This is a genomic window from Salinicoccus hispanicus (genome assembly GCF_009831115.1).
Classification (GTDB): Bacteria; Bacillota; Bacilli; order Staphylococcales; family Salinicoccaceae; genus Salinicoccus; species Salinicoccus hispanicus.
On record NZ_WUUK01000001.1, the window covers coordinates 59,553 to 85,452 of the forward strand.

A 25,900-nucleotide genomic window follows, 5' to 3' on the forward strand; every position below is an offset into this window, starting at 1 on the left:
GATAATTAATTCACAAATTGTCTAAAATACAGATGGGTACAGAGTTCACGAACCAGTAGATTGGTTGTGGAACGGGATCCATTGAAGAAGAGGTGATTGAATGGATGATGTGATCATTGGTCGGGTGCTGACTGCATCGACTCTTGGATTCCATATTATCTTTGCAACAATAGGTGTCGGAATGCCCCTGGTCTTTATGGTACTGGAATTTCTGGGTCTGCGTAAAAAGGATGACAAGTACTTGACCATGGCACGCAGAATAGCGAAAGGCTATACGGTGACAGTGGCAGTAGGGGTTGTAACCGGTACAATCATCGGTCTGCAGCTTTCCCTGATATGGCCGGACTTCATGAGATTCGGGGGACAGATCATTGCCCTGCCGCTATTCATGGAAACTTTTGCGTTTTTCTTTGAGGCAATATTCCTCGGAATATTCCTATATACCTGGGATCGATTCAAAAATCCTTGGCATCACTGGCTTTTGAATATTCCGATTGTTGTCGGCTCCACGTTGTCGGCTGTATTCATCACTACAGTCAACTCCTTCATGAATACACCGGCTGGCTTCGATCTTGTGGATGATGTCTTTGTAAATGTTGATCCGCTGGCGGCGATGTTCAATCCGTCCAGCTATGTAAGGATATTTCACGTAGTTGTTACAGCTTATACGACTGCAGCATTCATCATCGCATCGATTGCTGCTTTCAAGCTACTCCGTTCCAAGCACAAGGAAGATCGGGAGTATCATAAGAAAGCGCTCAGAGTCATGATGGTGATCGGACTCATTGCAGCTGCAATGAGTGCACTTGCAGGCGACCTTTCCGCCAAATTTCTTCATGAAAACCAGCCGGAAAAGCTGGCAGCAATGGAGTGGCACTTTGAAACCGAAGATAACGCCGATCTGATACTTTTCGGAATTCTGGATGAAGAAACCCAGGAAGTGAGCTATGCATTGAGAGTACCGAGTGCACTCAGTTTCCTTGCAGGCAGTTCGTTCGATACCGAAGTCACTGGACTGAATGATATACCGGAAGATGAACAGCCGCCGCTGATCATACACTACTTCTTTGATACCATGGTATTCTTCGGGATGTTTGGACTGAGTGTAGCAGTCATCTATCATATAGCGAAATTTACGAGGTTCAATGAACACCATCCGGCACTGCTCTATGTCTATGTGCTGACAGGGCCTCTGTCCGTGGCTGCTATAGAATCCGGCTGGTTCCTGGCAGAACTCGGCCGTCAGCCATGGATCCTGAGAGGCTATATGCGGGTTTCCGAGGCGGTGACGAACGCAGAGGGACTCGGCATCACTCTGATTGCGTTTGTAATGCTGTACATCGTCCTTGGGGCAACATGTGTGTATGTACTGCTCAAAATGTTCCAGGACAAGAGCGTACATTCGGATCACCTTGAGATGTACGGAAAGAAAGATAGAGGGGGTCTGCTGCCATGAACTATGAACTGATTGGCGTAACTGTACTGTGGACATTCCTGTATGGATATATCATTGTGGCATCGATTGATTTCGGTGCCGGCTTCTTCAACTTCTATTCGAAAATAACCGGCGACGATAATGTCATCAGTCCGATTATACAGCGCTATCTGAACCCGGTATGGGAAGTGACGAACGTATTTTTCGTCTTCTTCTTCGTCGGGATCATCGGATTCTATCCGGATACAGCCTACTACTATGGCACGGCCCTTCTCATTCCTGCGAGCATTGCACTCATACTGCTTGCAATCAGGGGAGCCTACTATGCCTTCAACTCATACAATAAAGTACCGAAACTGTCATGGACATTCCTGTACGGAGTGACAGGACTCCTAATACCGGCTGCACTGTCCATGGCGCTCGTCATTTCGGAAGGCGGCTACATCACGGATGAAGGCGGCGGCATCCAGCTGCAGCTTGAAGAGCTGCTCTTCAGCACCTACGGCTGGTCGGTTGTATTTCTGGCCATCATTACGGTACTTTATGTATCCAGCGGCTTCCTGACTTTCTATGCAGCGCGTGCAGAGGATGATCAGGCACTGGAGCTGGTACGCAGATGGTTCCTTATCTGGACGCTGCCGATGCTGTTCATTTCCCAGTTTGTGTTTCTTGGTCTCAGGGAACATAATCTCGAGCACTTCCAGCGCGCACAGGACTATTGGTACTTGTTCGGACTGAGTCTCTTGTCCATGGGAATTGCCGTATTTCTGATGTGGCGCAAACGCTTCTTCGGCCTTGCATTCATCATGATCATGCTGCAGTTCGCCTTTGCCTTCTATGGCTATGGCATCAGCAAGCTGCCATATATCCTGTATCCGTATATCGAAGTCAATACTTCAGTTGTGAACGAAAGCATGGCATTCAGTTTGACAATCGTGTTCATTTTAGGTTTACTATTATTGATTCCTAGTCTTGTCCTGCTGATGAGGCTGTTCCTGTTTGACAAGGAATACGTAAAGGGGAAGAGCAGTAGCAAGTACTAACATTTGAGATGGACTGGTGATTATATGAATAAGGATTATGCAGTAATCGGCCTCGGACGGTTCGGAGGCAGTATTGTACGGGAGCTTATAGAGCTTGAAATGGATGTTCTGGCGGTTGATATAGATGAAAACCGTGTCAATGAATACGTGGATATCGCCACGCAGGCGGTCATTGGGGATACCACCGAGGAAACAGTCCTCAAGGACCTTGGTCTCGGTAATTTCGATAATGTCATTGTAGCCATCGGAGACAACATCCAGTCGAGTATACTGACAACGCTGCTGCTCAAGGATCTAGGTGTCAAGCAGGTCAGTGTCAAAGCACAGAATGATTACCACGCGAGAGTGCTTGAGAAGATAGGTGCCGACTATGTCATCCACCCGGAGCGGGATATGGGACGTCGGATTGCCCATAAGCTGGCTTCAAGTTCAGTGCTTGACTACCTCGAATTATCCGACGAACACTCGATCGTCGAGATCATGGCTCAGGAGAAGCTGGCAGATAATTCACTGCTGGACCTTGATATACGGGCAGAGTATGGCGTCAGTGTCATTGCCATCAAGCGGGGGGATGATATCATCGTCAGTCCGGATCCTACAGTCAATATAAAAGAGGATGATATTCTGATTGTAATCGGCAACGATGATGACTTGACCCGTTTTGAGAAATCATTGATAAACAACTAAAAAAAACAGGCCACATGGCCTGTTTTTTTTAGTTCTATTCCTGTTCGCTCTCGCTGTTTACTCTCATTATCGTTGGAAGTATCATCGGTTTTCTATGCGTCTTACGGTACAGATGGTTGCTCAGCTCTTCGATGATGAGCTGCTTTACATGATACCATTCGACATTTTCCTTCGTGTTCAGAAGGTTGATCACATCGCCTTTGATCTTCTTCTCTGCACTGCGGATCAGCCCGTAGGATTCACGCATGTATACGAAACCGCGTGATATGATGTCCGGTCCACTGAGGAGTGATTTCGTGTTGAAGTCGATGGAGACGACGACAATGGCAAGCCCTTCCTCAGAAAGGTCTTTTCTGTCACGCAGGACGATGTTGCCGATGTCGCCGATGCCGATGCCGTCTACAAAGACTGTTCCCGCAGGGACACGGTGGCTATGCCTTGCACTATCTTTCTTGAGTGCCAGTACATCACCGATCTCCATCAGGAAGATATTGTCCGGATCCATGCCTGTGTTCACTGCAAGCTCCTTATGCAGGTGCAGCATGCGGTATTCACCGTGAATCGGCATGAAATACTTGGGACGCATCAGTCTGAGCATCAGTTTCTGCTCTTCCTGGGAACCGTGGCCGGAAGTGTGGATATTTGATAGTTTGCCATGGATGACATCTGCTCCAGCCTTGTATAGTGCATTGATTGTACGATTGATGCTGAGTGTATTGCCAGGAATCGGTGAAGAACTGAAGACGACTGTATCTTCAGGAATGATGCTGATCTGGCGGTGGGTGCCATTGGCAATCCTTGATAGGGCAGCCATCGGTTCACCCTGTGAACCTGTACAGAGCATCATGACCTTATGCTTCTCGATGCTGTTGATCATCCTCGGTTCGATGAATGTTTCCGGCGGCGCCTTGATGTAGCCGAGTTCGAGGCCGATCTTGATATTATTTTCCATGCTGCGGCCGAAAATGCATATTCTGCGATCGAGCTTGATGGCGGCATCGATGGCCTGCTGAACACGATAGATATTGGAAGCGAATGTTGCAAAGATGATTCTTCCGGTACATTTCCTGAAGATATCCTCCACATTCTGACCGACTTCCTTTTCGCTGATTGTAAAGTTTGGTACTGTCGCATTGGTGGAATCGGACAGCAGACATAACACACCTTCTTCACCGAGACGTGCCATCTTCGCAATATTTGCGGGCTCGCCTACAGGGGTGAAGTCGAATTTGAAGTCACCGGTATGGACAATGGTGCCTTCCGGTGTACGGACAACGACGCCGTACGCTTCCGGAATGGAGTGGGTCGTCAGATAGAACTCGATGGACATATGCTTGAACTTGAGTACAGTATCTTCCTGCACCGGATTGAGTTCAGTCGTGCGCAGAAGATGATGCTCCTCAAGCTTGTTGCGGATCAGACCGAGTGCGAGTGGTCCGGAATAGATCGGTACATTGATTTCCTTCAGCAGAAATGGAATGCCACCGATGTGGTCCTCGTGTCCATGTGTGACGATGAGCGCACTGATGCGATCCTTGTTCTCTTTGAGGTATGTGTAGTCCGGAATGACGTAGTCGATACCGAGCTGCTCGTCATCCGGAAACTTGATGCCTGCGTCAATCATGATGATCTCATCTTTATATTCGATACAGTAGGTGTTTTTACCGATCTCCCCGAGTCCCCCGAGGGCAAATACGCCTACTTCTCCTTTTTCAAGTGTCATCAGGTATTCTCGACCTTGAAATCGTCGTTGTTTGCTTTTTCGTACTCGAGGTGTGAGGGACTCAGTTCCTGTACGAATTCAATGTTATACGGGTCTTCATCAAGCATCTTGCGGACTTCGGATTCCGAATCCGCTTCATAGTAGCGTGTGAGTGTATCCTCACGAATAATACGATTATCCAGGGTTTCCTGGAAGAAAACTTTGAAAACTGCCATTTATATATTCTCCTTTTGCTGGTTGTATCCAATTTATGATGTTGTCCTGAAAATTGTGTGCTGTAAGAAGCAACACGGAAAAGAAGGGGGGTCAGTCCTTCTTCATATATTCGTTGTTGAGCAACCCTTTCCTACCGAGAATGCGTCCAAGCCTCTGTTTCAGCTTCTTCCTCAAACGTTTGAGCATTCAAGACCACATCCCTTTATCAGCTTAAGTTTATTTTACATTATAGACGAAGGACATGCAAAGACTTTATAATTGCCTTGAATGGAGGGATACAGATGAAAGACAGGCGTATATTGGAAGCAGTACTGCTCGAGCGGGGGCGCCAGGATCGCAACATGGTCATGCTGGAGTTCAATATTCATCCTGATATGGTTGTGATGAGCTATATATATGATGATCATGATGATGGCAGTGATGTGCATAAAAGACGCCATGACCGTGATCCGGAAATTATTGACCGAAATACTTTTGAGGCGGTAAAAGCAAAGTTTAATGAACATGGTATTCCGTATAGGGAAAGGCGCGATGCATTCATCTGATTCACCCGATCATATAATATAATAAAAAAAGCGGCCCCAGGTTTGAAGTGGGAGCCGCTTTATTCTATTCTACTGGTCTGGCACCGATTTTCGGTTCCATCGGCATATCTTTATCAATCCGGTCGTAGAACATGATGCCATCAAGGTGGTCCAGTTCATGCTGGAGCACAACGGCAAGCATGCCCTTGGCTTTCACTTCGATCGGTTCGCCATGGATGTCGGTTGCAGAAACTCTGACTCTCTGATGGCGATGGACGAGACCAGGCATCTCCTCATCCACACTCAGGCAGCCCTCGCCGTTCGGAAGATATGTCTCCGTGACAGAATGGCTCTTCACTTTTGGATTGATGAGCATATAGTCATGTACCACTTCGCCTTCCTCGCCTTCTATATAGACGGCGAGCATGCGCTTGTCGAGGCCGATCTGGGGTGCAGCAAGGCCGACTCCGGGACGCAGACCGTATTTTTCGGCGGTCTCCTCATTCTGCGAGTTGACAAGGTATTCCCGCATCTCTTTGAGCTGGGTGATTGTCTCCTCATCTATTTCTTCCACTTCCTTCGTCCTGATCCTGAGGAACGGATCCGGATCGCGGATGATATCTTTCATTGTCAGCAAAATAAACCCTCCAGTTTCATCTAAGTCGTTTTTATTATACTATAATACCCAGGAGAACGTGGAAAGCACAAACATTTTTCCACTGGAAAGCCAATAATCGGAGGTAGGAGTTTATGAAGAAACTGTTAGGCAGCATGCTGATCTTCTCAGTAGTGCTTGCAGGGTGTTCCTCGGACGAGGATGAACTTAGGGATTTTTATAATGCGTTTCAAGAGACTGTTGAGGTGGAAAAGGAGATAGGGGATGTGACAGCAGGATTTGACGAGCTGGAGGCTGAAAAAGCAGAACTGCAGGAATCCCTCGAAACTGCTTCAAGAGAAGAACTGTCTGAAATCAGTGCAGACCTTGTCGAGAATACAGACCAGAGAGTGGCGCAGCTTGATGAGGAAGTGGCGATCATGGCTGAAAGCAGAAACAGCATGGAGGCATCAGAGCAGTACATCAGCGAAATTTCGAATGAATCCAATCAGGAGCAGGCGCAGTCCCTGGTAGATGCGATGGAAGAAAGATACAGCGCTCACGGGGAGATGATCGGCAGCTACAAGACAGTCCTTGGAAGTGAAAGGAATATATTCGAATATCTTGGAGAGGAGGACATCTCCCAGGACGAAGTGGATGAGCGTCTGAACAACCTTAATGAGGAATACCAGCAGGTGCAGGAAGATGCCCAGACCTTCAGCAACCAGACCGAGAACGTCAATGAGATCAAGAAAGAAATCGAATCACGTATCGAAGGCTAGCCCTTGGAAGCGCTCTATTATATAACAGATATTACTGTGTTAGTACAGAAAACGTTGATTTAAAGCCTTTTCGAATGTACTGTTACATTTTTGTTTGATTTACTATTATAACAGTATATGATAAAATTAATTATATTAAATGAAAAACTGAAAGGTATGGTGAACTGTTTATGGCACCGAAGAAAAAGAGCTTCGATCCCGTCAAGACACTTGAAGAGATTGAAAGCAAATTTGAAATGTTTCAGATTCTGGATCAGGATGGCAAAGTAGTCAATGAGGACTATCTGCCGGAACTATCCGATGATGAACTTGTAGAACTGATGAGACGCATGGTATGGACGCGCGTGCTTGATCAGCGTTCCATTTCACTCAACCGTCAGGGCCGTCTCGGCTTCTATGCACCAACAGCTGGACAGGAAGCTTCCCAGCTTGCAAGCCAATACGCTCTTGAAGGAGAAGACTATATCCTGCCGGGCTACCGCGATGTGCCGCAACTCATCTGGCACGGCCTGCCTCTGACTCAGGCGTTCCTATTCTCCAGAGGCCACTTCAAAGGGAACCAGTTCCCTGAAGGTGTCAATGCACTGAGCCCGCAGATCATCATCGGTGCACAGTACGTGCAGACGGCCGGTGTCGCTCTCGGTATCAAAAAGCGTGGCAAGGATGCTGTCGCAATCACATATACTGGCGATGGCGGTACGTCACAAGGTGACTTCTATGAAGGCATCAACTTTGCAAGTGCCTACAAGGCGCCGGCAATCTTTGTCATCCAGAACAACAACTATGCCATCTCCACTCCACGTGAACTGCAGACGGCAGCGAAGACACTGGCACAAAAAGGTATCGCATCAGGCGTGCCAAGTGTGCTCGTAGACGGCATGGATCCACTTGCAGTCTATAAAGTAACCAAAGATGCACGTGACCGTGCAGTCGCAGGCGAAGGCCCGACAGTCATCGAAATGATGTGCTACCGCTATGGTCCGCATACGATGGCAGGGGATGACCCGACCCGCTATAGAACTTCCGACGAAGATTCCGATTGGGAGAAGAAAGATCCACTTGTCCGCTTCCGCCTATATCTTGAAGAGAAGAACCTCTGGAGTGAAGATAAGGAAAATGAAGTGATGGAACAGGCTAAAGAAGATGTCAAGAAAGCAATCAAAGAAGCAGACAATACAGAAAAACAATCCGTAACACAGCTTATGGAAATCATGTACGACGAAATGCCAAGCAATCTTAAAGAGCAGTATGAAGTCTACAAAGAAAAGGAGTCGAAATAACCAATGGCACAGATGACAATGATTCAGGCAATCACTGATGCGATGGCCACTGAACTTAGAAATGACGAGAACGTTCTCGTCTTCGGTGAAGATGTCGGCGTAAACGGCGGTGTATTCCGTGCGACTGAAGGCCTGCAGAAAGAATTTGGCGATGAGCGTGTATTCGATACTCCTCTCGCTGAAAGTGGACTTGCTTCCATGGGTCTTGGACTCGCAGTTGAAGGTTTCCGTCCTGTTGTCGAAATCCAGTTCTTCGGCTTCGTTTTTGAAGCAATGGATGGCATCGCAGGTCAGATTGCACGTCACAGATACCGTTCCGGTGGCTCCAAGGAAATGCCGGTCGTGATCCGTGCACCATTCGGTGGCGGCGTTCACACACCAGAACTCCACGCAGATTCACTGGAAGGCCTGATGGCTCAGTCTCCAGGTCTCAAGGTAGTCATTCCTTCCAATCCAGTAGATGCGAAAGGACTGCTCATCGAAGCGATCCGTTCAAATGATCCTGTCGTATTCCTGGAGCACATGAAGCTCTACCGTTCATTCCGCGAGGATGTACCGGAAGAGGAGTACACTGTTGAAATCGGCAAGGCCAACGTCAAGCGTGAAGGTGATGACATCACACTGATCGCCTATGGCGCAATGGTACAGGAAGCGATTAAAGCAGCAGATGCACTTGCAGAAGAAGACGTATCTGCAGAAGTCATCGACTTGAGAACTGTTTCTCCAATCGACTACGACACACTCATCAAATCCGTTGAAAAGACGAACCGTGCAGTAGTGATCCAGGAAGCGCAGCGCCAGGCGGGTGTTGCATCAAATGTTGCAGCTGAACTGTCAGAGCGCGCAATTCTCAGTCTCGAAGCACCAATCATGCGTGTTACAGCACCGGATACAGTCTATTCGTTCACACAGGCAGAAGGCGTGTGGCTCCCGAACAAAGATGATATTATCGAGCGTGCAAAACAAGTATTGGACTTTTAATTAGCAAAAGGAGGAAATACTGTGGCATTTGAATTCAAACTGCCGGATATCGGTGAAGGTATCCATGAAGGCGAAATCGTCAAGTGGTTCATAGCTGAAGGCGACGAAATTAAAGAAGACGACGTACTTGCGGAAGTACAGAATGATAAAGCGGTAGTAGAAATTCCATCCCCAGTGGAAGGTACGATCAAAAAACTTCATGTTGAAGAAGGTACCGTTACAACTGTTGGTGAAACGATCGTTACAATCGACGACGGTTCCGAAGATTCAGGTGATTCAGAGCCTGCAAAGGAAGAGAAGAAAGAAACAGAAACAGAATCAGAGGCAGCTTCAACTGCACAGAAAGAACAGCGTGATGTTGGAGAAGAGGCGCCTGGATCAGAAGAAGAAAGCAAGAGTTCCAATTCTGGTGAACGTGTCATCGCGATGCCATCCGTACGCAAGTTCGCACGCGATAATGACATCGATATTCATGAAGTCAACGGCAGCGGCAAAAATGGCCGTGTTGTAAAAGAGGATATCGAAGCGTTCATGAATGGCAACCAGACTTCCAGCGAATCTGCTGAAGACAAAGAAGAGGAAACGGCTGAAGCACAGTCCACGGAAAGTGCACCAGCACAAAAAGCACCTGAAGGCGACTTCCCTGAAACGCGCGAGAAGATGAGCGGCATGAGGAAGGCAATTGCGAAAGCGATGGTCAACTCCAAGCAGACATCTCCTCACGTTACCCACCTGGACGAAGTGGAAGTACAGGCGCTATGGGATCACAGGAAGAAATTCAAGAGTATCGCAGAAGAGCAGGGCGTCAAGCTGACATTCCTTCCATACGTTGTCAAAGCGCTCGTATCCATGCTCAAGAAGTATCCTCAGTTCAATACTTCAATCGATAATGAAACATTTGAAGTTATCCAGAAACATTATTATAATGTTGGTATTGCTGCGGATACGGAACGTGGACTTGTTGTGCCTGTAGTCAAGCATGCTGACAAGAAATCCATGTTCGAAGTTTCCGATGAAATCAACAATCTCGCTGTAAAAGCAAGAGACGGCAAGCTCTCCGGTGACGAAATGAAAGGCGGATCCATGACGATTTCAAACCTTGGTTCTGCAGGTGGACAATGGTTCACACCTGTCATCAACCAGCCTGAAGTTGCCATCATCGGTATCGGCCGCATTGAACAGAAAGCAATCGTCAGAGATGGAGAAGTCATTGCAGCACCTGTGCTTGCACTGTCACTCAGCTATGACCACAGACAGATCGATGGTGCGACAGCACAGAATGCTCTGAACCATGTTAAGCGACTGCTTAACAATCCGGAATTACTATTAATGGAGGGATAATTACACATGGTAGTTGGAGATTTTCCTATTGAAACTGATACAGTTGTAGTTGGCGCCGGCCCAGGTGGCTATGTTGCAGCAATCCGTGCAGCCCAGCTCGGCCAGAAAGTAACAATCGTCGAAAAAGGAGACCTTGGTGGCGTATGTCTGAACGTTGGATGTATCCCTTCCAAAGCAATGATCTCCTCATCCCACCGTTTCCATCAGGCACAGCACTCCGAAGATATGGGTGTTGTGACTGAAGGAGTCAAACTTGATTTTTCCAAAGTACAATCTTTCAAGGACAGTGTAGTCAAAAAACTCACTGGCGGTGTTGAAAGTCTGCTCAAAGGAAATAAAGTGGAAATCGTCAGAGGCGAAGCCTACTTCGTTGATGCAAATAAAATGAAAGTCATGGACGATAAGCAGTCCCAGACTTATGAATTTAAAAATGCAATCATTGCTACAGGTTCCCGTCCGATCGAAATCCCTGGATTCAAGTTCGGCAAACGTGTACTTGATTCCACAGGTGCTTTGGCACTTGAAGAGAAGCCTGAAAAGCTCGTTGTTATCGGTGGCGGCTACATCGGTACCGAACTCGGTACCGCGTATGCCAACTTCGGTACTGAAGTGACTGTTCTTGAAGGCGCAAAAGACATCCTGGGTGGTTTTGAAAAACAGATGACTCAAGTTGTCAAAAAGAACCTCAAGAAAAAAGGCGTTGAAATCGAAACGGAAGCAATGGCAAAATCTGCTGAAGAAACAGATGACGGCGTAAAAGTAACTTACGAAGTAAAAGGCGAAACAAAAGAAATCGAAGCGGACTACGTTCTGGTTACAGTTGGACGTAAGCCGAATACAGAGGAGCTCGGTCTTGAGGAACTCGGTATCAAGATGACTGATCGTGGACTTATTGAAGTCGACAAGCAGTCCAGAACTTCCATCGACAATATTTTCGCAATCGGTGACATTGTTCCAGGTCTTCCACTTGCTCACAAAGCAAGCTACGAAGGCAAGGTGGCGGCTGAAGCGATTTCTGGAGAGAAATCCGAAGTGGACTACCTCGCCATGCCAGCTGTCTGCTTCTCCGAGCCTGAACTCGCAACAGTCGGCTACAATGAAGCAGATGCTAAAGATGCTGGCTTTGAAGTGAAAACAGGTAAATTCCCATTCGCTGCGAATGGCCGCGCGCTGGGTCTGAATGAAACTGAAGGTTTCGTCAAACTGGTTTCACGCAAAGAAGACGGCCTTCTGATCGGTGCACAGATCGCAGGTACAGGTGCATCCGATATCATCGCTGAACTCGGTCTTGCAATTGAGACTGGCATGACAGCTGAAGATATCTCACTCACTATCCATGCGCACCCGACATTGGGAGAAATTCCAATGGAAGCAGCAGAAGTAGTGCTTGGTTCACCGATCCACACGATGTAGTCATAAATTCAAATGGCGCCCTAATCGGGGCGCTTTTATTTATTTTACAGATGGGAAGGAGTCTTAAAATGGAAGAATATAGCTATCCAATCGATGTGGATTGGACGACGGATGAAATCATCGATGTTGTCGATTTCTTTGAAGCCATTGAAAAGGCTGACGAGAAAGGTGTTATAGCGTCTGAACTGAAGGATAAATATCGGAAATTTAAAACAGTTGTTCCAGGGAAAGCCCAGGAAAAGACACTATTCAAGGAATTCAAGGAAAATAGTGGCCTTGAATCCTATTCCGCAGTCAAGCAGCTGAAGGACACAGACGACAGCGACGTAATTAAAATATAGATTTGTATATAGAGGCGCCTGTTCCGGAGTGGAGCAGGCCTTTTTATGGGATTCACTGTTAGAGTAGATCTAATTTACACTGAGTGTTCCGGTCAACGCAAATTGGAAGCTTAACCTGCACTGAGCGTTTTGATCAATGCAAATTGGAGGCCCAACCATATAGAATATTTCTATTGTCTTTGGTAGTCACTGGGAATATAATGAATAAGGCTGTTTTTACACCCAGAATGTCTGATAAAAGGAGATGGCAATGACTAATATCAATCTACAGAATGTGAATTACCAATACGGTGACACGATAATACTTAAAAATATACATCATACATTTGAGGCGGGCCGCTTCTATACCATTCTCGGTCCATCTGGATGCGGTAAGACGACCATCCTGAAAATGATCGGTGGGTTCATCCATCCTACGGATGGTACAGTGTCGTTTGACGGCAAGACGATGAACGGCATTGATGCGAACCGGCGCAAGGTCAACACAGTGTTTCAGGATTATGCACTGTTTCCACATCTCAATGTGTTTGAAAATATCGCCTTCGGGCTGAAGGTGCGCAGAATATCTAAAAATGAAATCAATACAAAGGTCGACGAAGCACTCCGTTTCGTCAACCTTGGAGACTATAAGGACCGGCCGATCGATGCTCTGTCAGGTGGACAGCGTCAGAGGGTGGCGATTGCACGGGCGATTGTCAATGAACCGGATGTTCTGCTGCTGGATGAGCCGCTCAGTGCGCTTGATCAGAACTTGCGTGTGGATATGCAGTATGAATTGAAGGAGATACAGAAGCGTCTTGGCATCACCTTCATTTTTGTTACGCATGACCAGGAGGAGGCACTGGCGCTGTCGGACGAGATTCTTGTCATGAATAATGGAGAGGTCATCCAGGCGGGACCGCCGAAGGATATATATGATGAACCGCTCAACCGCTATGTGGCTGAATTCATCGGTGACTCGAATATTGTACGTGGTGTCATGGTCGAAGATAACCTGGTCGGCATCTATGGCCGGAACTACGCCTGTGTGGATGGCGGACTGAAGCCGAATACACCTGTCGACGTCATGATACGTCCCGAGGATCTGCTGATTACTGAACATGATAAGGGTAAAATGAATGTCACCATCGATTCCTCTCTCTTCCGAGGTGTGCATTATGAAATCGGGTGCATCGACCAGGATGGTTACGAGTGGATCGTACATTCCACCAGAGATGCAGAAATCGGTCATAGAGCTGCTCTGGACTTCGAACGGATGGATATCCATGTCATGGTACCGGGTGAGGACGAAGATGCCTTCAACGAGCGTCTGGAGTCCTATCAGGAGGACGAGGCATGATGAGAAGGCTTCTTTTTATTCCTTACCTCATCTGGATTGTACTGTTCGTTGTTGCACCGCTCGGGCTCATGGTCGGCTATTCATTTTTCGATATATCAGGCAATCCGACGCTTGCGAACTATGGTGCGTTCTTCAGCAGTGAATATTTCGAAATGACACTGTCATCTTTCTGGTATGCTTTCCTGATCACTTTGTTTTCACTGCTGATCAGCTACCCGCTGGCTCTGGCAATCCGCCAGACAAAGCATAAGATGTTCTGGCTGCTGCTTATCATACTGCCGACGTGGATAAACCTGCTGCTGAAAACGTATGCCTTCATCGGCATGTTCGGCAAGGAAGGGCTTGTCAATGCAGTCGCGACAGCACTCGGTTTTGCCGAACAGCAGCTGCTGTTCAGTGATATCGCCTTCATCATAGTCAGCGTATACATTTTCATACCGTTCATGCTGCTGCCAATCTTCAATGCCGTGGATGGCATCGAAAACAACCTGCTGTCGGCTGCACGTGATCTCGGCGCTTCGAAATGGGACGTGCTCATGCGTGTACTGATGCCACTCTCACTGCCGGGAATAAAAACCGGCATACAGATCGTCTTCATTCCGAGCCTGAGCCTGTTCATGATCACACGGCTGATTACAGGGAATAAAGTGATCACACTGGGAACGGCGATTGAACAGCAGTTCCTGACGACAGAGAACTGGGGCATGGGCTCCACAATCGGTGTTTTCCTGATCCTTGCCATGATGCTTGTCATGACAGTGACATCAGGTCGAAATAAAGAAACAGGAAGGGTGGGACGTCTATGAAAATGCTGGGTCGATCCTATATGGTGATCATATTCATCTGTCTTTATCTTCCGATTGCCTATCTGATTTTCTACTCCTTCAACAGCGGTGGAACGATGACAAACTTCGACGGTTTTACGCTTGAACACTACAAAAGTGTGTTTACAGACCGCAGACTGATTGTCATCCTGCTCAATACGGTTGCGGTGGCATTGATTTCAGCCGGTCTGGCAACACTCATCGGCATCGGCGGCGCCATTGGCCTGTACAACATCAGGATGAAGCGGCTGAAGCAGTCCCTGCTCAGCCTGAACAATGTCATGATCGTCTCTCCGGATGTCATCATCGGTGCCTCACTGCTCATCCTGTTTACAGTGTTGGGCATCAGCCTGGGTGCATTTTCAGTCATCCTTGCCCACATCGCATTTTCCGTCCCGATTGTCGTACTGATGATTTTACCGAAACTGCAGGATATGAATGCATCCTATCTGGATGCTGCTCGTGACTTGGGAGCTAATTCCTTTGATGTACTATGGCGTGTCATCATCCCGCACATCAAACCTGGAATTCTGGCCGGCTTCTTCATGGCTCTGACGTACTCATTGGACGACTTTGCCGTTACTTTCTTTGTTACCGGGGGCGGTTTCTCGGTGCTTTCTGTAGAAATATATGCCATGGCAAGACGCGGCATTTCACTTGAGATCAATGCCATTTCGACACTGGTCTTCCTGGTTGTTCTGCTGATTGCCCTGGGCTACTATTTCATCACCACACGGCCATCAGTCAAACGAGGAGGGATTACATGAAAAGTACCGTTTCAATGATTCTTGCTGCTGTCGGCATCGGGGCACTGATCCTGTTCGGCACCCGTTTTGTCAACCCGGTTCCGAATGAAGAAGGCAATGTCCTTCACGTCTACAACTGGGGAGAGTACATCGATCCGGACCTGCTGGCGAAGTTCGAGGAGGAGACGGGCATCCGTGTAATCTACGAGACTTTCGATTCGAACGAGGCGATGAAGGTCAAGGTCAATCAGGGTGGAACCAACTATGATGTCGTCTTTCCGAGTGAGTATATGGTCGAGAAGATGGTGGTCGAGGATCTGCTGATGCCGCTTGATCACGAACAGATTCCGAATATGAAGAATATCGGCGATAATTTCCTTGATCAGCCATTTGATCCGGGCAATACCTATTCCCTGCCCTACTTCTGGGGTACAGTCGGCGTACTCTATCATCCGGAAACGACCGAAGGTCTTGATTTTTCCGACTGGGACACCTTGTGGGATGATCGGCTCGAAAATGACATACTGATGGTCGATGGTGCCCGGGAAGTCATGGGCGTCGGCCTGAATTCGATGGGGCATTCCCTGAACGAAACGAATGAGGAAGTGCTGCAGGAAGCTGAAGAAAAGCTTGAAGCACTCGGTCCCAACGTCCGCGGGATCGTCGGTGATGAGATTGCTGCGATGATGGAAGTCAATGAAGCGAAGGCTGCCGTTGTATGGAGCGGCATGGCGCAGGATATCATGTGGGAAAATGAAGCGCTGGATTTCACTGTGCCGGAAGGCGGCTCGAATCTATGGTTCGATACGATGGTCATTCCTAGGACAGCGCAGAATGTCGAAGGTGCACATCAGTTCATGAACTTCCTGCTGGATCCGGAAAACGGCGCCCAGAATACGGAATGGGTGGGGTATGCAACACCGAACGAAGCAGCCTACCAGCTGCTTGACAAGGAAATCCGGCAAGACGAAAGGTTCTACCCTGATCAGGAACAGCAGGAGGAACTGGAAGTGTACAGGAACCTTGGGCCAGAGATGATCTCCCTGTATAACGAGCTGTTTTTGAGATTCAAAATGGCTCTGGAATAGCCATGTAAGCCAAAACAACCTGCCTGTACTGCTGACGGTTGATTAAAATCTTGACTGTGGGGTATTATTCAAAGTGAAGACATAATATTACGGGAGGTTAACATGGCTAGAAAACAATACACACAAACAGTAGAACCTGTCAGCCGGATTGCTGAAAAGATTTTCGGGTGGCTGGCCTGGATCGCCCTGCTTGCGATTACTGCTTTAGTTCTATTTTTCTCACTTGTCACAATGAATGATGCGACATTTGTCGAGAACCTGCGGCAGGATATGATGGCACAGTTCCAGCAGATGGCACAGCAGGGGCAGGATCTCGGTGCAGCACCTGAAGAGATTACCAACCTGGTGGTCAGCTGGATGAATAATCTCTGGCTGGTTGCGCTCTATCTGATGATTCCCCTGATTCTGGGACTATTCGGTCTGCTGACGATGCGCCGTAGAATCCTTGCTGGGTTCCTTCTGCTGCTGTCAGCCATTTTCACTGCACCACTCATTCTTGGTGTAGTTACAGGACTGATTCCATTGTTCTTCGTCATTGCTGCAATTCTTCTATTCGTCAGAAAAGATCGTGTAGTCAATAATGACGATATGGAACCAATGGATAACAGAAGAAATGATCATGATCGCAATCGCAACGATTCACGCGATGATAGAAGAGGCGTCGCAACAGATGATGCCGCCTACAACCGTCGTCGCGATATGGAAAACGATCTGGAAGACAATCAGATGAATCGCGACGGTGATGATTCCGTAAGAAGATATGAACAGGATCGTGAAAATCAGCGTCGTGCAGATGAGGCTGATGAAAGAAGACGTGGAGAAAGGTCGGATGACCTTGAAGAGACGAGAACCTTCCGCAGTCTCGACGATCAGGATGGCAAGTCACGCTCAAGTGCCGTCACCTATGATGATCAGACAGGTCGCGACCGTGATGTCATCGATAATGACCGCTTCATCGATCGCAACATCGATTCTTCAGAAGCGACCGGCCCCGTGACCGAACAGGAATATACGCGTCGTGGCGGTACTGCCGGCGGTAATGAAGTAGATGATGATACGACATTGAATGATACTGCCGAAAAGCGCCGAGGTGCAGACTATGATTACGATGCGACCAAGGAACGCAGGGACAATGTCAATCGTCGCAACAATGACACGCTCTAATTGAATGATTTTAAAAAGTCCGGCCTTTGAAGCCGGACTTTTTTTATTAGATCAAAGCATTTATGTAAACGATTTCAAAAAGAAGTGACTGAAAGCATTTTTCGTACTGGAGAACATTCATAGTTTCAATAATTCTAAAAATTTAATAAAATGCCTAGGCTATTTCACTTTTATCTGTTAAGATTCTCTCTATAGTTTTAAGCTTTAACAACGAGGAGTGGTATCGATGAATGCATTAGGAAGACTCAGTCAATTTGTAGGCAGCACGTTCGGCATATGGGTGATCATTTTTGCCATCCTGTCATTCATAGCCCCGGGCGGCTTTACATGGATTGCGCCATACATAAGTCTGCTGCTCGGAATCATCATGTTCGGCATGGGTCTTACATTGAAGCCTGCAGACTTCAAGCGGGTGTTGAAAGCGCCCAAGCTGGTCCTGGTCGTGGTACTTGCACAGTATACGATCATGCCGCTATTGGCACTGGGACTGGTTGTACTTTTCCAGTTGCCGCCTGAACTTGCGGTCGGTGTCATTCTTGTGGGATGCACACCTGGTGGCACTTCATCCAACGTCATGACGTTCCTGGCGAAAGGGAATACGGCCCTGTCGGTAACAGCGACTGCCGTATCGACAGTGCTTGCGCCGATTCTGACGCCTGCACTCACACTGCTCCTGGCAAGTACATGGCTGCCTGTATCTTTCATGGATCTGTTTGTTTCCATCATTCAGATTGTACTGGTTCCGATTGCGCTCGGGCTCATTGTGAGAACGCTGCTCGGTGATCGTGTTGAGAAGGGCATCGCTGTCCTACCGATCATTTCCGTCGTCGGCATTGTCGGTGTGGTGGCTGCCGTCGTATCGAACAATACGGAAGCCATCATGCAGTCCGGTCTTCTGATTTTCGGTGTCGTGATGCTGCATAATGTACTCGGATATATGGTCGGCTTTCTGCTGGGCAAAGTTCTGCGCTTTGATCTAGCCGATCAGAAGGCGGTGTCGATCGAGGTCGGCATGCAGAATTCAGGGCTTGCAGCCGCATTGTCGGCCGCCCATTTTTCACCACTGTCTGCAGTGCCTGCTGCACTGTTCAGCGTCTGGCATAACATATCCGGCTCAATCGTGGCGACATGGATGAGCAAGCATCGTGAAGATAAAGAGGATGAAAAAGCAGTCAGCAGCAGTAAAGTCCATATTTAAGTTTTTCATAATCAGAAAGGATGATCATAATGTCTACAGAAGAAAATAACAAAAAAGATCTGCGCATCAAGAGTAAAGTCTATACGGAGAGTGACATCAAGGCACCGAACAGAGCCATGCTGCGTGCTGTCGGTTTTACTGACGAAAGCTTTACAAAACCTCAGATCGGCATCGCAAGTACGTGGGCGGAGGTCACGCCATGCAATATCCATCTGAATGATCTTGCGCTGGAAGCAAAGGCAGGTGCCAAAGAAGCAGGTGGTGTTCCGCTCCAGTTCAATACAATCACCGTTTCGGATGGTATCTCCATGGGAACACAGGGCATGCGCTACTCTCTGCCGTCACGTGATCTGATTGCCGATTCCATCGAGACGGTTGTCGGAGCTGAAAACCTGGATGCACTGGTCGCCATCGGGGCATGTGATAAAAACATTCCCGGCTGTGCGATTGCGATTGCCAATGCAGAAGTGCCGGCAGTCTTCGTCTACGGTGGCACAATTGCTCCAGGACAGCATCGGGGCAAGGACATCGACCTCGTCAGTGTTTTCGAGGGTGTAGGCAAGCTGAATGCCGGTGAAATCGACGACAAGGAACTCAATAAAATCGAGTGCAATGCCTGTCCGGGTGCAGGTGCGTGCGGTGGCATGTACACTGCCAACACGATGGCTTCTGCGATGGAGGCACTCGGGCTCAGTCTGCCGGGAAGTGCATCGAATCCGGCTGAATCGGAAGCGAAGGTCAAAGACGTCAAAGCAGCCGGTGAAGCGGTCTACAAACTGCTTGAAGCTGGTATCTATCCGAAGGATATCATGACCAGAGAAGCATTCGAGAATGCCATTACCGTCGTCATGGCACTTGGCGGTTCGACCAATGCCATCCTGCACATCCTTGCGATTGCCCATGCTGCCGAAGTGGATCTGACAATCGACGACTTCAACCATCTCCAGGAGAAGGTGCCGCACCTGGCGGATCTCAAGCCGAGTGGCCGCTATGTCATGCAGGACCTCTATAAAGTAGGCGGCGTCCAGGGTGTCATGAAGATGCTGCTCAAGGAAGGCTACCTCCATGGTGACTGCATCACGGTGACCGGAAAAACAATTGCTGAGAATCTTGAGGAAGTGGAGGATCTGACTGAGGGCCAGGATGTCATCATGCCTTTCGATAATCCAAAGCGTGCAGATGGACCACTCATCGTTCTGAAAGGCAATCTGTCTCCTGTCGGTTCCGTAGCTAAAGTATCCGGCGTCAAGGTGGACCGTCACGTCGGACCAGCGCGCGTGTTTGATAACGAGAAGGACGCATCGGATGCAGTATTGGCCAATAAGATCAATGAAGGAGATGTGCTTGTCATCCGTTATGTCGGACCTAAAGGTGGACCGGGCATGCCGGAGATGCTGTCCATTTCAAGTCTCCTCGTCGGTAAAGGACTGGGTGAAAAGGTTGCCCTGCTGACAGATGGCCGCTTCTCCGGCGGAACCCATGGCCTTGTTGTCGGTCATATTGCGCCGGAAGCACAGAGTGGAGGACCGATTGCTCTGCTCAAGGAAGGCGATACGGTAACAATCGATTCTACAAAGAAGGAAATATCCTGTGATGTTTCCGAAGAAGAATTCGAAAGCCGTCGCAGTGAGTGGCAGGCGCCACCACTGTATAAAAAAGGTGTCCTTGGAAAATATGCGCATAACGTCACATGTGCATCCGAAGGCGCGGTAACAGACTATCTGAATAAGTAGCAATGGATGCACGGCACTGATGTGCCGTGCATTTTCATGTTTGAATACCAGTTCCGGCAAAAATATATAAAAAAATTTAATTTTTTAAAACCTTATCATACCGGCATTGTAAACGGTTACATTATCAGAAATATTAGATAATTTAGATAAAAGAATAAATCAACGGTTGATTTATCTTTTCATTCGTTATAAGATTACTTTCAATATCACGTATCAGAAATATCTGATAACTAAAACGACGATGGGAACATAAAGGAAGACAGAGCGATTGACAGAGACCCGGGAGATGCTGGAAACCGGGATCGACACTTCCTTCTATCTCGACCCAGAGTGCCGGATTGAAAGTACCTTGAGTAGGTTCGGCCGGGTGTACACCACCCGTTACCAAAACGGACTTTATATAAAAGTCCATAAGGCATGCTTCGCAAGAAGGATGCAAAACTGGGTGGTACCGTGAAACAGCTCTTTTCGCCCCATGATATGCCCGCAGTCCGAACTGCGGGTGGCTTGTGGGAGAGAAGAGCTGTTTTTTATTTCCGTAGCCGAAACGATGAATCATTTGAAGATCTACAAGGAGGTAAGTGGTAATGAAAACAAAAACTGAAACGCACACACAACCGGTTGAACAGAAACTGAGGACTGGCGCCGATCTTTTTATCCAGTCACTTGTTGAGGAAAAAGTGGATACTGTCTTTGGCTATCCGGGTGGTGCAGTGCTGCCGATCTACGATGCCCTCTACCGGGCAGAGGCACCGTTTCAGCATATTCTATGCAGACATGAACAGGGCCTCATCCATGCTGCTGAAGGATACGCCAGGGTGACAGGCAAACCTGGTGTGGTCATTGCCACTTCAGGACCAGGCGCTACAAACCTGATCACAGGCATCACGGATGCCATGATGGATTCGCTGCCTGTCGTCGTATTCACCGGCCAGGTATCCACAGCGGTCATCGGCTCCGATGCTTTCCAGGAAGCGGATGTCATCGGTCTGACAACTCCAATAACGAAGCATAACTATCAGGTGACGGACATTAAAGACCTGCCGCGCATCATCAAAGCGGCCTTCCACATCGCCTCCACAGGCCGTCCCGGTCCGGTAGTGGTCGATATCCCGAAAAATATCGCCCAGGAGATTACAGATCAGACTTTCGATACGACGTTCAGCCTGCCGGGCTATCAGCCGACAATCAAACCGAACCCGCTCCAGATCAGAAGGCTTGCCGAAGCGCTGGCGAAAGCAAAAAGGCCGGTACTGCTGGCTGGTGCAGGCGTTCATTTTGCAGATGCATCAGAAGAACTGATGGCATTTGCCGAAAAATACGAGCTGCCGGTAACAACGACACTGCTTGGTCTTGGCAGCTTCCCCGGTGGACATGAACTGGCGCTCGGCATGGGAGGCATGCACGGATCCTACAGTGCCAATATGGCAATCTATGAAGCGGATCTGCTCATCAACATCGGCGCACGATTCGATGACCGGCTGACAGGTGCCATCCAGCATTTTGCACCGGATGCCACTGTTGCCCATATCGATATCGACCCGGCTGAGATCGGCAAGAACATCGAAACGAAGATCCCGGTTGTTGCAGATGCCAAGGAGGCTTTGCACGGACTGCTTGAAATAGACATCGATTGTGCCGATCATTCCAGCTGGACCGCTACTGCGATGGACAATAAGGCACACTACCCGTTCTGGTTCGAGCGTTCCGATGATCTCATCTCCCCGCAGTGGCTGATCGAGTCGATATATCGCGAAACAGACGGACATGCAATTGTGACGACCGATGTCGGCCAGCATCAGATGTGGGCTGCCCAGTTCTACCAGTTCGACAAGCCGCACAAATGGGTCACATCCGGCGGGCTCGGCACAATGGGATTCGGATTGCCTGCAGCCATCGGGGCACAGCTTGGCCGTCCGGAAGAGACGGTGGTCGCCATCGTCGGTGACGGCGGTTTCCAGATGACGATGCAGGAGATGGCGGTACTCAAGCAGTACAACCTGCCGGTCAAAGTCATCATCGTCAATAACGAAGCGCTCGGCATGGTCCGCCAGTGGCAGGAAAAATTCTACGAGGAGCGCTACTCCTCCTCACTGATGACCGAGAATCCCGACTTCATCAAACTTGCTGAAGGGTTCGGTGTCAAAGGCATACGCGTTTCAAAGGAAATGGACGTGCCGCGGGCCATCAAGGAAGTCTTCTCACATGACGGACCGGTGCTGGTCGATGCCAGGGTCCAGAAGCTGGATAAGGTATTCCCGATGGTTGCACCGGGCAAAGGGAATCACGAAATGATAGGAGTGAAACGATGCGAAGAATAATCACTGCCACCGTGCAGAACTCCAGCGGCGTACTGAACAGGATTACCGGAATGCTGTCGAAGCGTGCATTCAATATCGAGAGCATTACAGTAGGTACAACCGAAGTGGAAGGCATCTCCAAGATGACTTTTGTCGTGGAAATATCCGATACGAACAAGATCGAACAGCTTACAAAGCAGCTGAACAAGCAGATTGATGTACTGAAGGTGAACGACATTACCGACAAGGCCATCGTGCAGAGGGAACTGGCATTGATAAAGGTGACCAGCACAAGTGCATCGAGAGCTGAAATACAGGGCGTCATCGAACCATTCAGAGCGCGTGTACTGGATGTTTCAAGAGACAGCCTCGTAATTGAAGTGACAGGCAGGCCGGATAAGATCGAAGCACTCATCGATCTGCTCCAGCCATACGGCATCAAGGACATGACACGGACAGGGGTGACCGCTTTCCCTCGAGGAAAGCAGCCCAGGCAGATCCAGGAATTCACAATGAGCATCTAGCATCAAAAATATAAAATAAATCATACACATGAGAGGAAGATCATAATGACTAAAGTATTCTATGACAAAGACATCAACAAAGAGGCACTCCAAGGAAAGAAAATCGCAATCGTCGGCTATGGCTCACAAGGACACGCTCACGCACAGAACTTGAGAGACAGCGGTCATGATGTTGTTGTCGGACTCAGGCCAGGCAAATCCCATGACAAGGCCAAGGAAGATGGTTTCGATACAAAACCTGTTGCTGAAGCGGTCGCTGAAGCGGATGTCACTATGGTCCTCCTGCCGGATGAAAACCAGCCGAAAGTATATGAAGAAAGCATCAAGGATAACATGAAGCCAGGGAGTGCGCTCGCTTTCGCCCACGGTTTCAATATCCACTTCAACCAGGTTGTGCCAAGAGAAGATGTAGATGTCTTCCTCGTCGCTCCTAAAGGTCCGGGTCACCTGGTCAGAAGAACTTTTGAAGAAGAAGCGGGTGTACCGGCACTTTACGGTGTATTCCAAGATGTATCAGGCAGCGCAACAGATGTTGCAATGGCATATGCTGCAGGTATCGGATCTGCAAGAGCCGGCGTACTTGAGACATCATTCCAGGAAGAGACTGAAACAGATCTTTTCGGTGAGCAGGCAGTCCTTTGCGGTGGGCTGACAAGCCTCGTCAAAGCAGGTTTCGAAACATTGACTGAAGCGGGCTACCAGCCTGAAGTGGCATACTTCGAATGTCTGCACGAAATGAAGCTCATCGTCGACCTCATGTATGAAGGTGGCATGGAGAACATGAGATACTCCATCTCCGATACGGCGCAGTGGGGTGATTTCGTCTCCGGACCACGCGTTGTCAATGACGAAACGAAAGCACGTATGAAGGATGTACTGACAGAAATCCAGAACGGCCAGTTCGCCAAAGGATGGATTCTTGAAAACCAGGCAGGCCGTCCACAGTTCAATGCAATCAACAATAACGAGTACAACCATCCGATCACCAAAGTCGGACAGGATCTGCGCGACCTGATGCCATTCGTCAAACAGCCTGTCAATGACAAGAAGAAAGAAGGGAAGGCCCATGTCACGAATTAGAATTTTCGATACGACACTGAGGGATGGTGAACAGTCCCCGGGTGTGAACCTGAACAAGATGGAAAAGCTCGAAATTGCAAAACAGCTTGAACGGCTGGGCGTGGATGTCATGGAAGCCGGTTTTCCGGCAGCATCGGAAGGCGATTTCCAGGCAGTCAAGCTGATTGCGGATACAATCACAAATGTATCCGTCACAGCACTGGCCCGGACCCGGAAAGAAGATATCGACCGGGCTTATGAGGCACTTAAAAATACACCGCATCCAAGAATCCATGTATTCCTGGCAACTTCACCCATCCATATGACATACAAGCTTAAAATGACGCCGGAACAGGTGACAAACCAGTCGGTGGAGATGGTGAAATACGCCAAGGAACGCTTCCCTGAAGTCGAGTGGTCTGCTGAAGATGCGACGCGTTCCGACTGGCCATTTCTTGCCCAGCTGATCGAACATGTCATCGATGCAGGAGCAACAGTCATCAATCTTCCGGATACAGTCGGCTATACAACACCTGAAGAGTACGGAAAGATGTTCAAGTATATGAAGGAAAATGTACCGAACATTGATCGTGTCGATCTTTCCTGCCATTGCCATAACGATCTTGGTATGGCAGCAGCCAATACGATGGCTGCCATTGAAAATGGTGCCACCCAGGTCGAAGGCACAATCAACGGCATCGGCGAGCGTGCCGGCAACGTGGCACTCGAGGAAGTCGCAGTGGCACTTAAGATCCGTGGTGATCGCTATGGATTTGAAACCGGATTGAAGCTGGATGAAATCAAACGGTCCAGCGATCTGGTTGCGAAACTGACCGGTATGTATGTGCAGGCCAACAAAGCCATTGTCGGACGCAACGCCTATGCGCATGAATCGGGAATCCACCAGGATGGCGTACTGAAGAATGCCGAAACTTATGAAATCATTACACCTGAACTTGTCGGTGTCTCATCCAATACACTATTCATGGGCAAGCACTCAGGGCGTCACGCCTTCAAGGACAAGGTCAATGCTTTCGGCGTGGAAATGACCGAAGAGGAAATAAAGGCGGCTTTCAAAAACTTCAAAATACTGACGGATCATAAACGTGAAGTGACCGATGATGACATCTATACACTGATCATGGAAGTCAAGACGGAACAGTCGGCAATCGAGAAGTATACGCTCGAGACTTTCCAGGTCAACTACGGTACACAGAACATTACGACTGCAACCGTGTCCCTGAATACACCGGCAGGCGAAACCATCCAGACTGCTGCAACAGGGAATGGCAGTGTCGAGGCACTCTATCGTACCATTTCCGAACTGATCGACTACGACCAGAAACTGCTTGATTACCAGATCAACTCGGTTGGTGGAGGCAAGGATGCACTTGCAGAATCCCACGTGCAGCTATCGGTCGAAGGTGAGGCGGTCAATGGACGTGGTACAGCACAGGATGTCATCGAGGCATCCGCCAACGCCTACATCAATGCAATCAATCGCTATATTATGAAAACACAGGCAAACAAGGAACAAGTCGTGAACGGATAATAAAGAAGTGGA

The 25,900-nt window shown here is 48.5% G+C and carries 24 protein-coding genes; 21 read left to right on the forward strand and 3 right to left on the reverse strand.

Annotated elements, in window-relative coordinates:
* Positions 1-100: 100 nt before the first annotated feature.
* The 3 genes from GQ671_RS00290 to GQ671_RS00300 are packed head-to-tail and all read left to right on the forward strand — an operon-like array spanning position 101 to position 3,165.
* Complete coding sequence (locus GQ671_RS00290) at positions 101-1,456, forward strand: cytochrome ubiquinol oxidase subunit I (RefSeq protein ID WP_160650899.1); 1,356 nt, start codon at positions 101-103, stop codon at positions 1,454-1,456.
* A complete protein-coding gene (locus GQ671_RS00295) occupies positions 1,453-2,478 on the forward strand; it encodes a cytochrome d ubiquinol oxidase subunit II (protein ID WP_160650902.1) in 1,026 nt (341 codons plus the stop codon). The genes GQ671_RS00290 and GQ671_RS00295 overlap by 4 nt, the downstream gene beginning before the upstream one ends.
* 24 nt (positions 2,479-2,502) lie before the next feature.
* Positions 2,503-3,165 (forward strand): potassium channel family protein, encoded by a 663-nt coding sequence (locus tag GQ671_RS00300; protein ID WP_160650905.1) that lies wholly within the window; start codon positions 2,503-2,505, stop codon positions 3,163-3,165.
* A 34-nt stretch (positions 3,166-3,199) separates the two neighbouring features.
* Here the strand turns inward: GQ671_RS00300 and rnjA are convergent, their stop codons facing one another.
* Together rnjA and GQ671_RS00310 are read right to left on the reverse strand one after the other, a co-directional pair.
* Positions 3,200-4,888: a ribonuclease J1 gene (rnjA, locus tag GQ671_RS00305; protein WP_160650908.1), complete on the reverse strand. Its 1,689-nt coding sequence runs from the start codon at positions 4,886-4,888 to the stop codon at positions 3,200-3,202.
* Complete coding sequence (locus tag GQ671_RS00310) at positions 4,888-5,103, reverse strand: DNA-dependent RNA polymerase subunit epsilon (protein WP_160650911.1); 216 nt, start codon at positions 5,101-5,103, stop codon at positions 4,888-4,890. Before GQ671_RS00310 ends, rnjA begins: the two co-directional genes overlap by 1 nt.
* A gap of 282 nt (positions 5,104-5,385) precedes the next feature.
* Here GQ671_RS00310 and GQ671_RS00315 point away from each other — a divergent pair, with 282 nt between their 5' ends.
* A complete protein-coding gene (locus tag GQ671_RS00315) occupies positions 5,386-5,649 on the forward strand; it encodes a hypothetical protein (protein WP_160650913.1) in 264 nt (87 codons plus the stop codon).
* Positions 5,650-5,713: 64 nt separating this feature from the next.
* On the opposite strand, the gene def is transcribed toward GQ671_RS00315, so the two are convergent.
* The gene (gene def / locus GQ671_RS00320) at positions 5,714-6,265 is read right to left on the reverse strand and encodes a peptide deformylase (RefSeq protein ID WP_160650917.1); all 552 of its coding nucleotides are present in this window, start codon (positions 6,263-6,265) and stop codon (positions 5,714-5,716) included.
* A gap of 113 nt (positions 6,266-6,378) precedes the next feature.
* On the opposite strand from def, the gene GQ671_RS00325 reads away from it, so the two are divergent.
* From GQ671_RS00325 to GQ671_RS00405, 17 genes are all read left to right on the forward strand, one after another.
* Positions 6,379-7,005 carry a YkyA family protein gene (locus GQ671_RS00325; protein ID WP_160650920.1) on the forward strand — a complete coding sequence of 209 codons (627 nt, stop codon included), beginning with the start codon at positions 6,379-6,381 and terminating at the stop codon, positions 7,003-7,005.
* A gap of 170 nt (positions 7,006-7,175) precedes the next feature.
* Positions 7,176-8,285, forward strand: a complete 1,110-nt coding sequence (pdhA, locus tag GQ671_RS00330; protein WP_160650940.1) for a pyruvate dehydrogenase (acetyl-transferring) E1 component subunit alpha — start codon at positions 7,176-7,178, stop codon at positions 8,283-8,285.
* Positions 8,286-8,288: 3 nt separating this feature from the next.
* Entirely contained in the window at positions 8,289-9,266 is a 978-nt protein-coding gene (locus GQ671_RS00335; protein WP_160650943.1) for an alpha-ketoacid dehydrogenase subunit beta, read from the forward strand.
* Between the two features lie 21 nt (positions 9,267-9,287).
* Positions 9,288-10,607 carry a dihydrolipoamide acetyltransferase family protein gene (locus GQ671_RS00340; protein WP_160650946.1) on the forward strand — a complete coding sequence of 440 codons (1,320 nt, stop codon included), beginning with the start codon at positions 9,288-9,290 and terminating at the stop codon, positions 10,605-10,607.
* 6 nt (positions 10,608-10,613) lie between these two features.
* Positions 10,614-12,020, forward strand: a complete 1,407-nt coding sequence (gene lpdA, locus GQ671_RS00345; RefSeq protein WP_160650949.1) for a dihydrolipoyl dehydrogenase — start codon at positions 10,614-10,616, stop codon at positions 12,018-12,020.
* Positions 12,021-12,088: 68 nt separating this feature from the next.
* On the forward strand, positions 12,089-12,361 hold the full coding sequence (locus GQ671_RS00350) for a UPF0223 family protein (RefSeq protein WP_160650952.1): 273 nt from the start codon (positions 12,089-12,091) through the stop codon (positions 12,359-12,361).
* A 250-nt stretch (positions 12,362-12,611) separates the two neighbouring features.
* A complete protein-coding gene (locus GQ671_RS00355) occupies positions 12,612-13,700 on the forward strand; it encodes an ABC transporter ATP-binding protein (RefSeq protein ID WP_281354824.1) in 1,089 nt (362 codons plus the stop codon).
* A complete protein-coding gene (locus tag GQ671_RS00360) occupies positions 13,697-14,506 on the forward strand; it encodes an ABC transporter permease (RefSeq protein ID WP_160650960.1) in 810 nt (269 codons plus the stop codon). The genes GQ671_RS00355 and GQ671_RS00360 overlap by 4 nt, the downstream gene beginning before the upstream one ends.
* Positions 14,503-15,291 (forward strand): ABC transporter permease, encoded by a 789-nt coding sequence (locus GQ671_RS00365; RefSeq protein ID WP_160650963.1) that lies wholly within the window; start codon positions 14,503-14,505, stop codon positions 15,289-15,291. The genes GQ671_RS00360 and GQ671_RS00365 overlap by 4 nt, the downstream gene beginning before the upstream one ends.
* Positions 15,288-16,358, forward strand: coding sequence for an ABC transporter substrate-binding protein (locus tag GQ671_RS00370; RefSeq protein WP_160650965.1), 1,071 nt, complete (start codon positions 15,288-15,290; stop codon positions 16,356-16,358). The genes GQ671_RS00365 and GQ671_RS00370 overlap by 4 nt, the downstream gene beginning before the upstream one ends.
* Before the next feature lie 102 nt (positions 16,359-16,460).
* Entirely contained in the window at positions 16,461-17,522 is a 1,062-nt protein-coding gene (locus tag GQ671_RS00375) for a DUF4064 domain-containing protein (protein ID WP_160650968.1), read from the forward strand.
* A 226-nt stretch (positions 17,523-17,748) separates the two neighbouring features.
* Positions 17,749-18,720, forward strand: a complete 972-nt coding sequence (locus tag GQ671_RS00380; RefSeq protein ID WP_160650971.1) for a bile acid:sodium symporter family protein — start codon at positions 17,749-17,751, stop codon at positions 18,718-18,720.
* 29 nt (positions 18,721-18,749) lie between these two features.
* Positions 18,750-20,453 carry a dihydroxy-acid dehydratase gene (gene ilvD / locus GQ671_RS00385; protein ID WP_160650973.1) on the forward strand — a complete coding sequence of 568 codons (1,704 nt, stop codon included), beginning with the start codon at positions 18,750-18,752 and terminating at the stop codon, positions 20,451-20,453.
* Between the two features lie 587 nt (positions 20,454-21,040).
* Entirely contained in the window at positions 21,041-22,774 is a 1,734-nt protein-coding gene (ilvB, locus tag GQ671_RS00390; RefSeq protein ID WP_160650975.1) for a biosynthetic-type acetolactate synthase large subunit, read from the forward strand.
* The gene (ilvN, locus tag GQ671_RS00395; protein ID WP_160650995.1) at positions 22,762-23,277 is read left to right on the forward strand and encodes an acetolactate synthase small subunit; all 516 of its coding nucleotides are present in this window, start codon (positions 22,762-22,764) and stop codon (positions 23,275-23,277) included. Before ilvB ends, ilvN begins: the two co-directional genes overlap by 13 nt.
* A gap of 45 nt (positions 23,278-23,322) precedes the next feature.
* Positions 23,323-24,357, forward strand: coding sequence for a ketol-acid reductoisomerase (ilvC, locus tag GQ671_RS00400; protein ID WP_160650998.1), 1,035 nt, complete (start codon positions 23,323-23,325; stop codon positions 24,355-24,357).
* A complete protein-coding gene (locus tag GQ671_RS00405; RefSeq protein ID WP_160651001.1) occupies positions 24,344-25,888 on the forward strand; it encodes a 2-isopropylmalate synthase in 1,545 nt (514 codons plus the stop codon). Before ilvC ends, GQ671_RS00405 begins: the two co-directional genes overlap by 14 nt.
* Positions 25,889-25,900: the final 12 nt, after the last annotated feature.

Excerpts from the sequence above, each read along its gene's own strand:
- GQ671_RS00370 (WP_160650965.1), top strand. The coding sequence starts at position 15,288 with ATGAAAAGTACCGTTTCAATGATTCTTGCTGCTGTCGGCATCGGGGCA.
- GQ671_RS00335 (WP_160650943.1), top strand. The coding sequence starts at position 8,289 with ATGGCACAGATGACAATGATTCAGGCAATCACTGATGCGATGGCCACT.
- GQ671_RS00315 (WP_160650913.1), top strand. The coding sequence starts at position 5,386 with ATGAAAGACAGGCGTATATTGGAAGCAGTACTGCTCGAGCGGGGGCGC.
- lpdA (WP_160650949.1), top strand. The coding sequence starts at position 10,614 with ATGGTAGTTGGAGATTTTCCTATTGAAACTGATACAGTTGTAGTTGGC.
- GQ671_RS00365 (WP_160650963.1), top strand. The coding sequence starts at position 14,503 with ATGAAAATGCTGGGTCGATCCTATATGGTGATCATATTCATCTGTCTT.
- ilvN (WP_160650995.1), top strand. The coding sequence starts at position 22,762 with ATGCGAAGAATAATCACTGCCACCGTGCAGAACTCCAGCGGCGTACTG.
- GQ671_RS00295 (WP_160650902.1), top strand. The coding sequence starts at position 1,453 with ATGAACTATGAACTGATTGGCGTAACTGTACTGTGGACATTCCTGTAT.
- rnjA (WP_160650908.1), bottom strand. The coding sequence starts at position 4,888 with ATGACACTTGAAAAAGGAGAAGTAGGCGTATTTGCCCTCGGGGGACTC.
- GQ671_RS00325 (WP_160650920.1), top strand. The coding sequence starts at position 6,379 with ATGAAGAAACTGTTAGGCAGCATGCTGATCTTCTCAGTAGTGCTTGCA.
- GQ671_RS00375 (WP_160650968.1), top strand. The coding sequence starts at position 16,461 with ATGGCTAGAAAACAATACACACAAACAGTAGAACCTGTCAGCCGGATT.
- GQ671_RS00310 (WP_160650911.1), bottom strand. The coding sequence starts at position 5,103 with ATGGCAGTTTTCAAAGTTTTCTTCCAGGAAACCCTGGATAATCGTATT.
- GQ671_RS00405 (WP_160651001.1), top strand. The coding sequence starts at position 24,344 with ATGTCACGAATTAGAATTTTCGATACGACACTGAGGGATGGTGAACAG.
- GQ671_RS00355 (WP_281354824.1), top strand. The coding sequence starts at position 12,612 with ATGACTAATATCAATCTACAGAATGTGAATTACCAATACGGTGACACG.
- pdhA (WP_160650940.1), top strand. The coding sequence starts at position 7,176 with ATGGCACCGAAGAAAAAGAGCTTCGATCCCGTCAAGACACTTGAAGAG.
- GQ671_RS00380 (WP_160650971.1), top strand. The coding sequence starts at position 17,749 with ATGAATGCATTAGGAAGACTCAGTCAATTTGTAGGCAGCACGTTCGGC.
- GQ671_RS00360 (WP_160650960.1), top strand. The coding sequence starts at position 13,697 with ATGATGAGAAGGCTTCTTTTTATTCCTTACCTCATCTGGATTGTACTG.
- GQ671_RS00300 (WP_160650905.1), top strand. The coding sequence starts at position 2,503 with ATGAATAAGGATTATGCAGTAATCGGCCTCGGACGGTTCGGAGGCAGT.
- ilvB (WP_160650975.1), top strand. The coding sequence starts at position 21,041 with ATGAAAACAAAAACTGAAACGCACACACAACCGGTTGAACAGAAACTG.
- GQ671_RS00290 (WP_160650899.1), top strand. The coding sequence starts at position 101 with ATGGATGATGTGATCATTGGTCGGGTGCTGACTGCATCGACTCTTGGA.
- ilvC (WP_160650998.1), top strand. The coding sequence starts at position 23,323 with ATGACTAAAGTATTCTATGACAAAGACATCAACAAAGAGGCACTCCAA.
- GQ671_RS00350 (WP_160650952.1), top strand. The coding sequence starts at position 12,089 with ATGGAAGAATATAGCTATCCAATCGATGTGGATTGGACGACGGATGAA.
- ilvD (WP_160650973.1), top strand. The coding sequence starts at position 18,750 with ATGTCTACAGAAGAAAATAACAAAAAAGATCTGCGCATCAAGAGTAAA.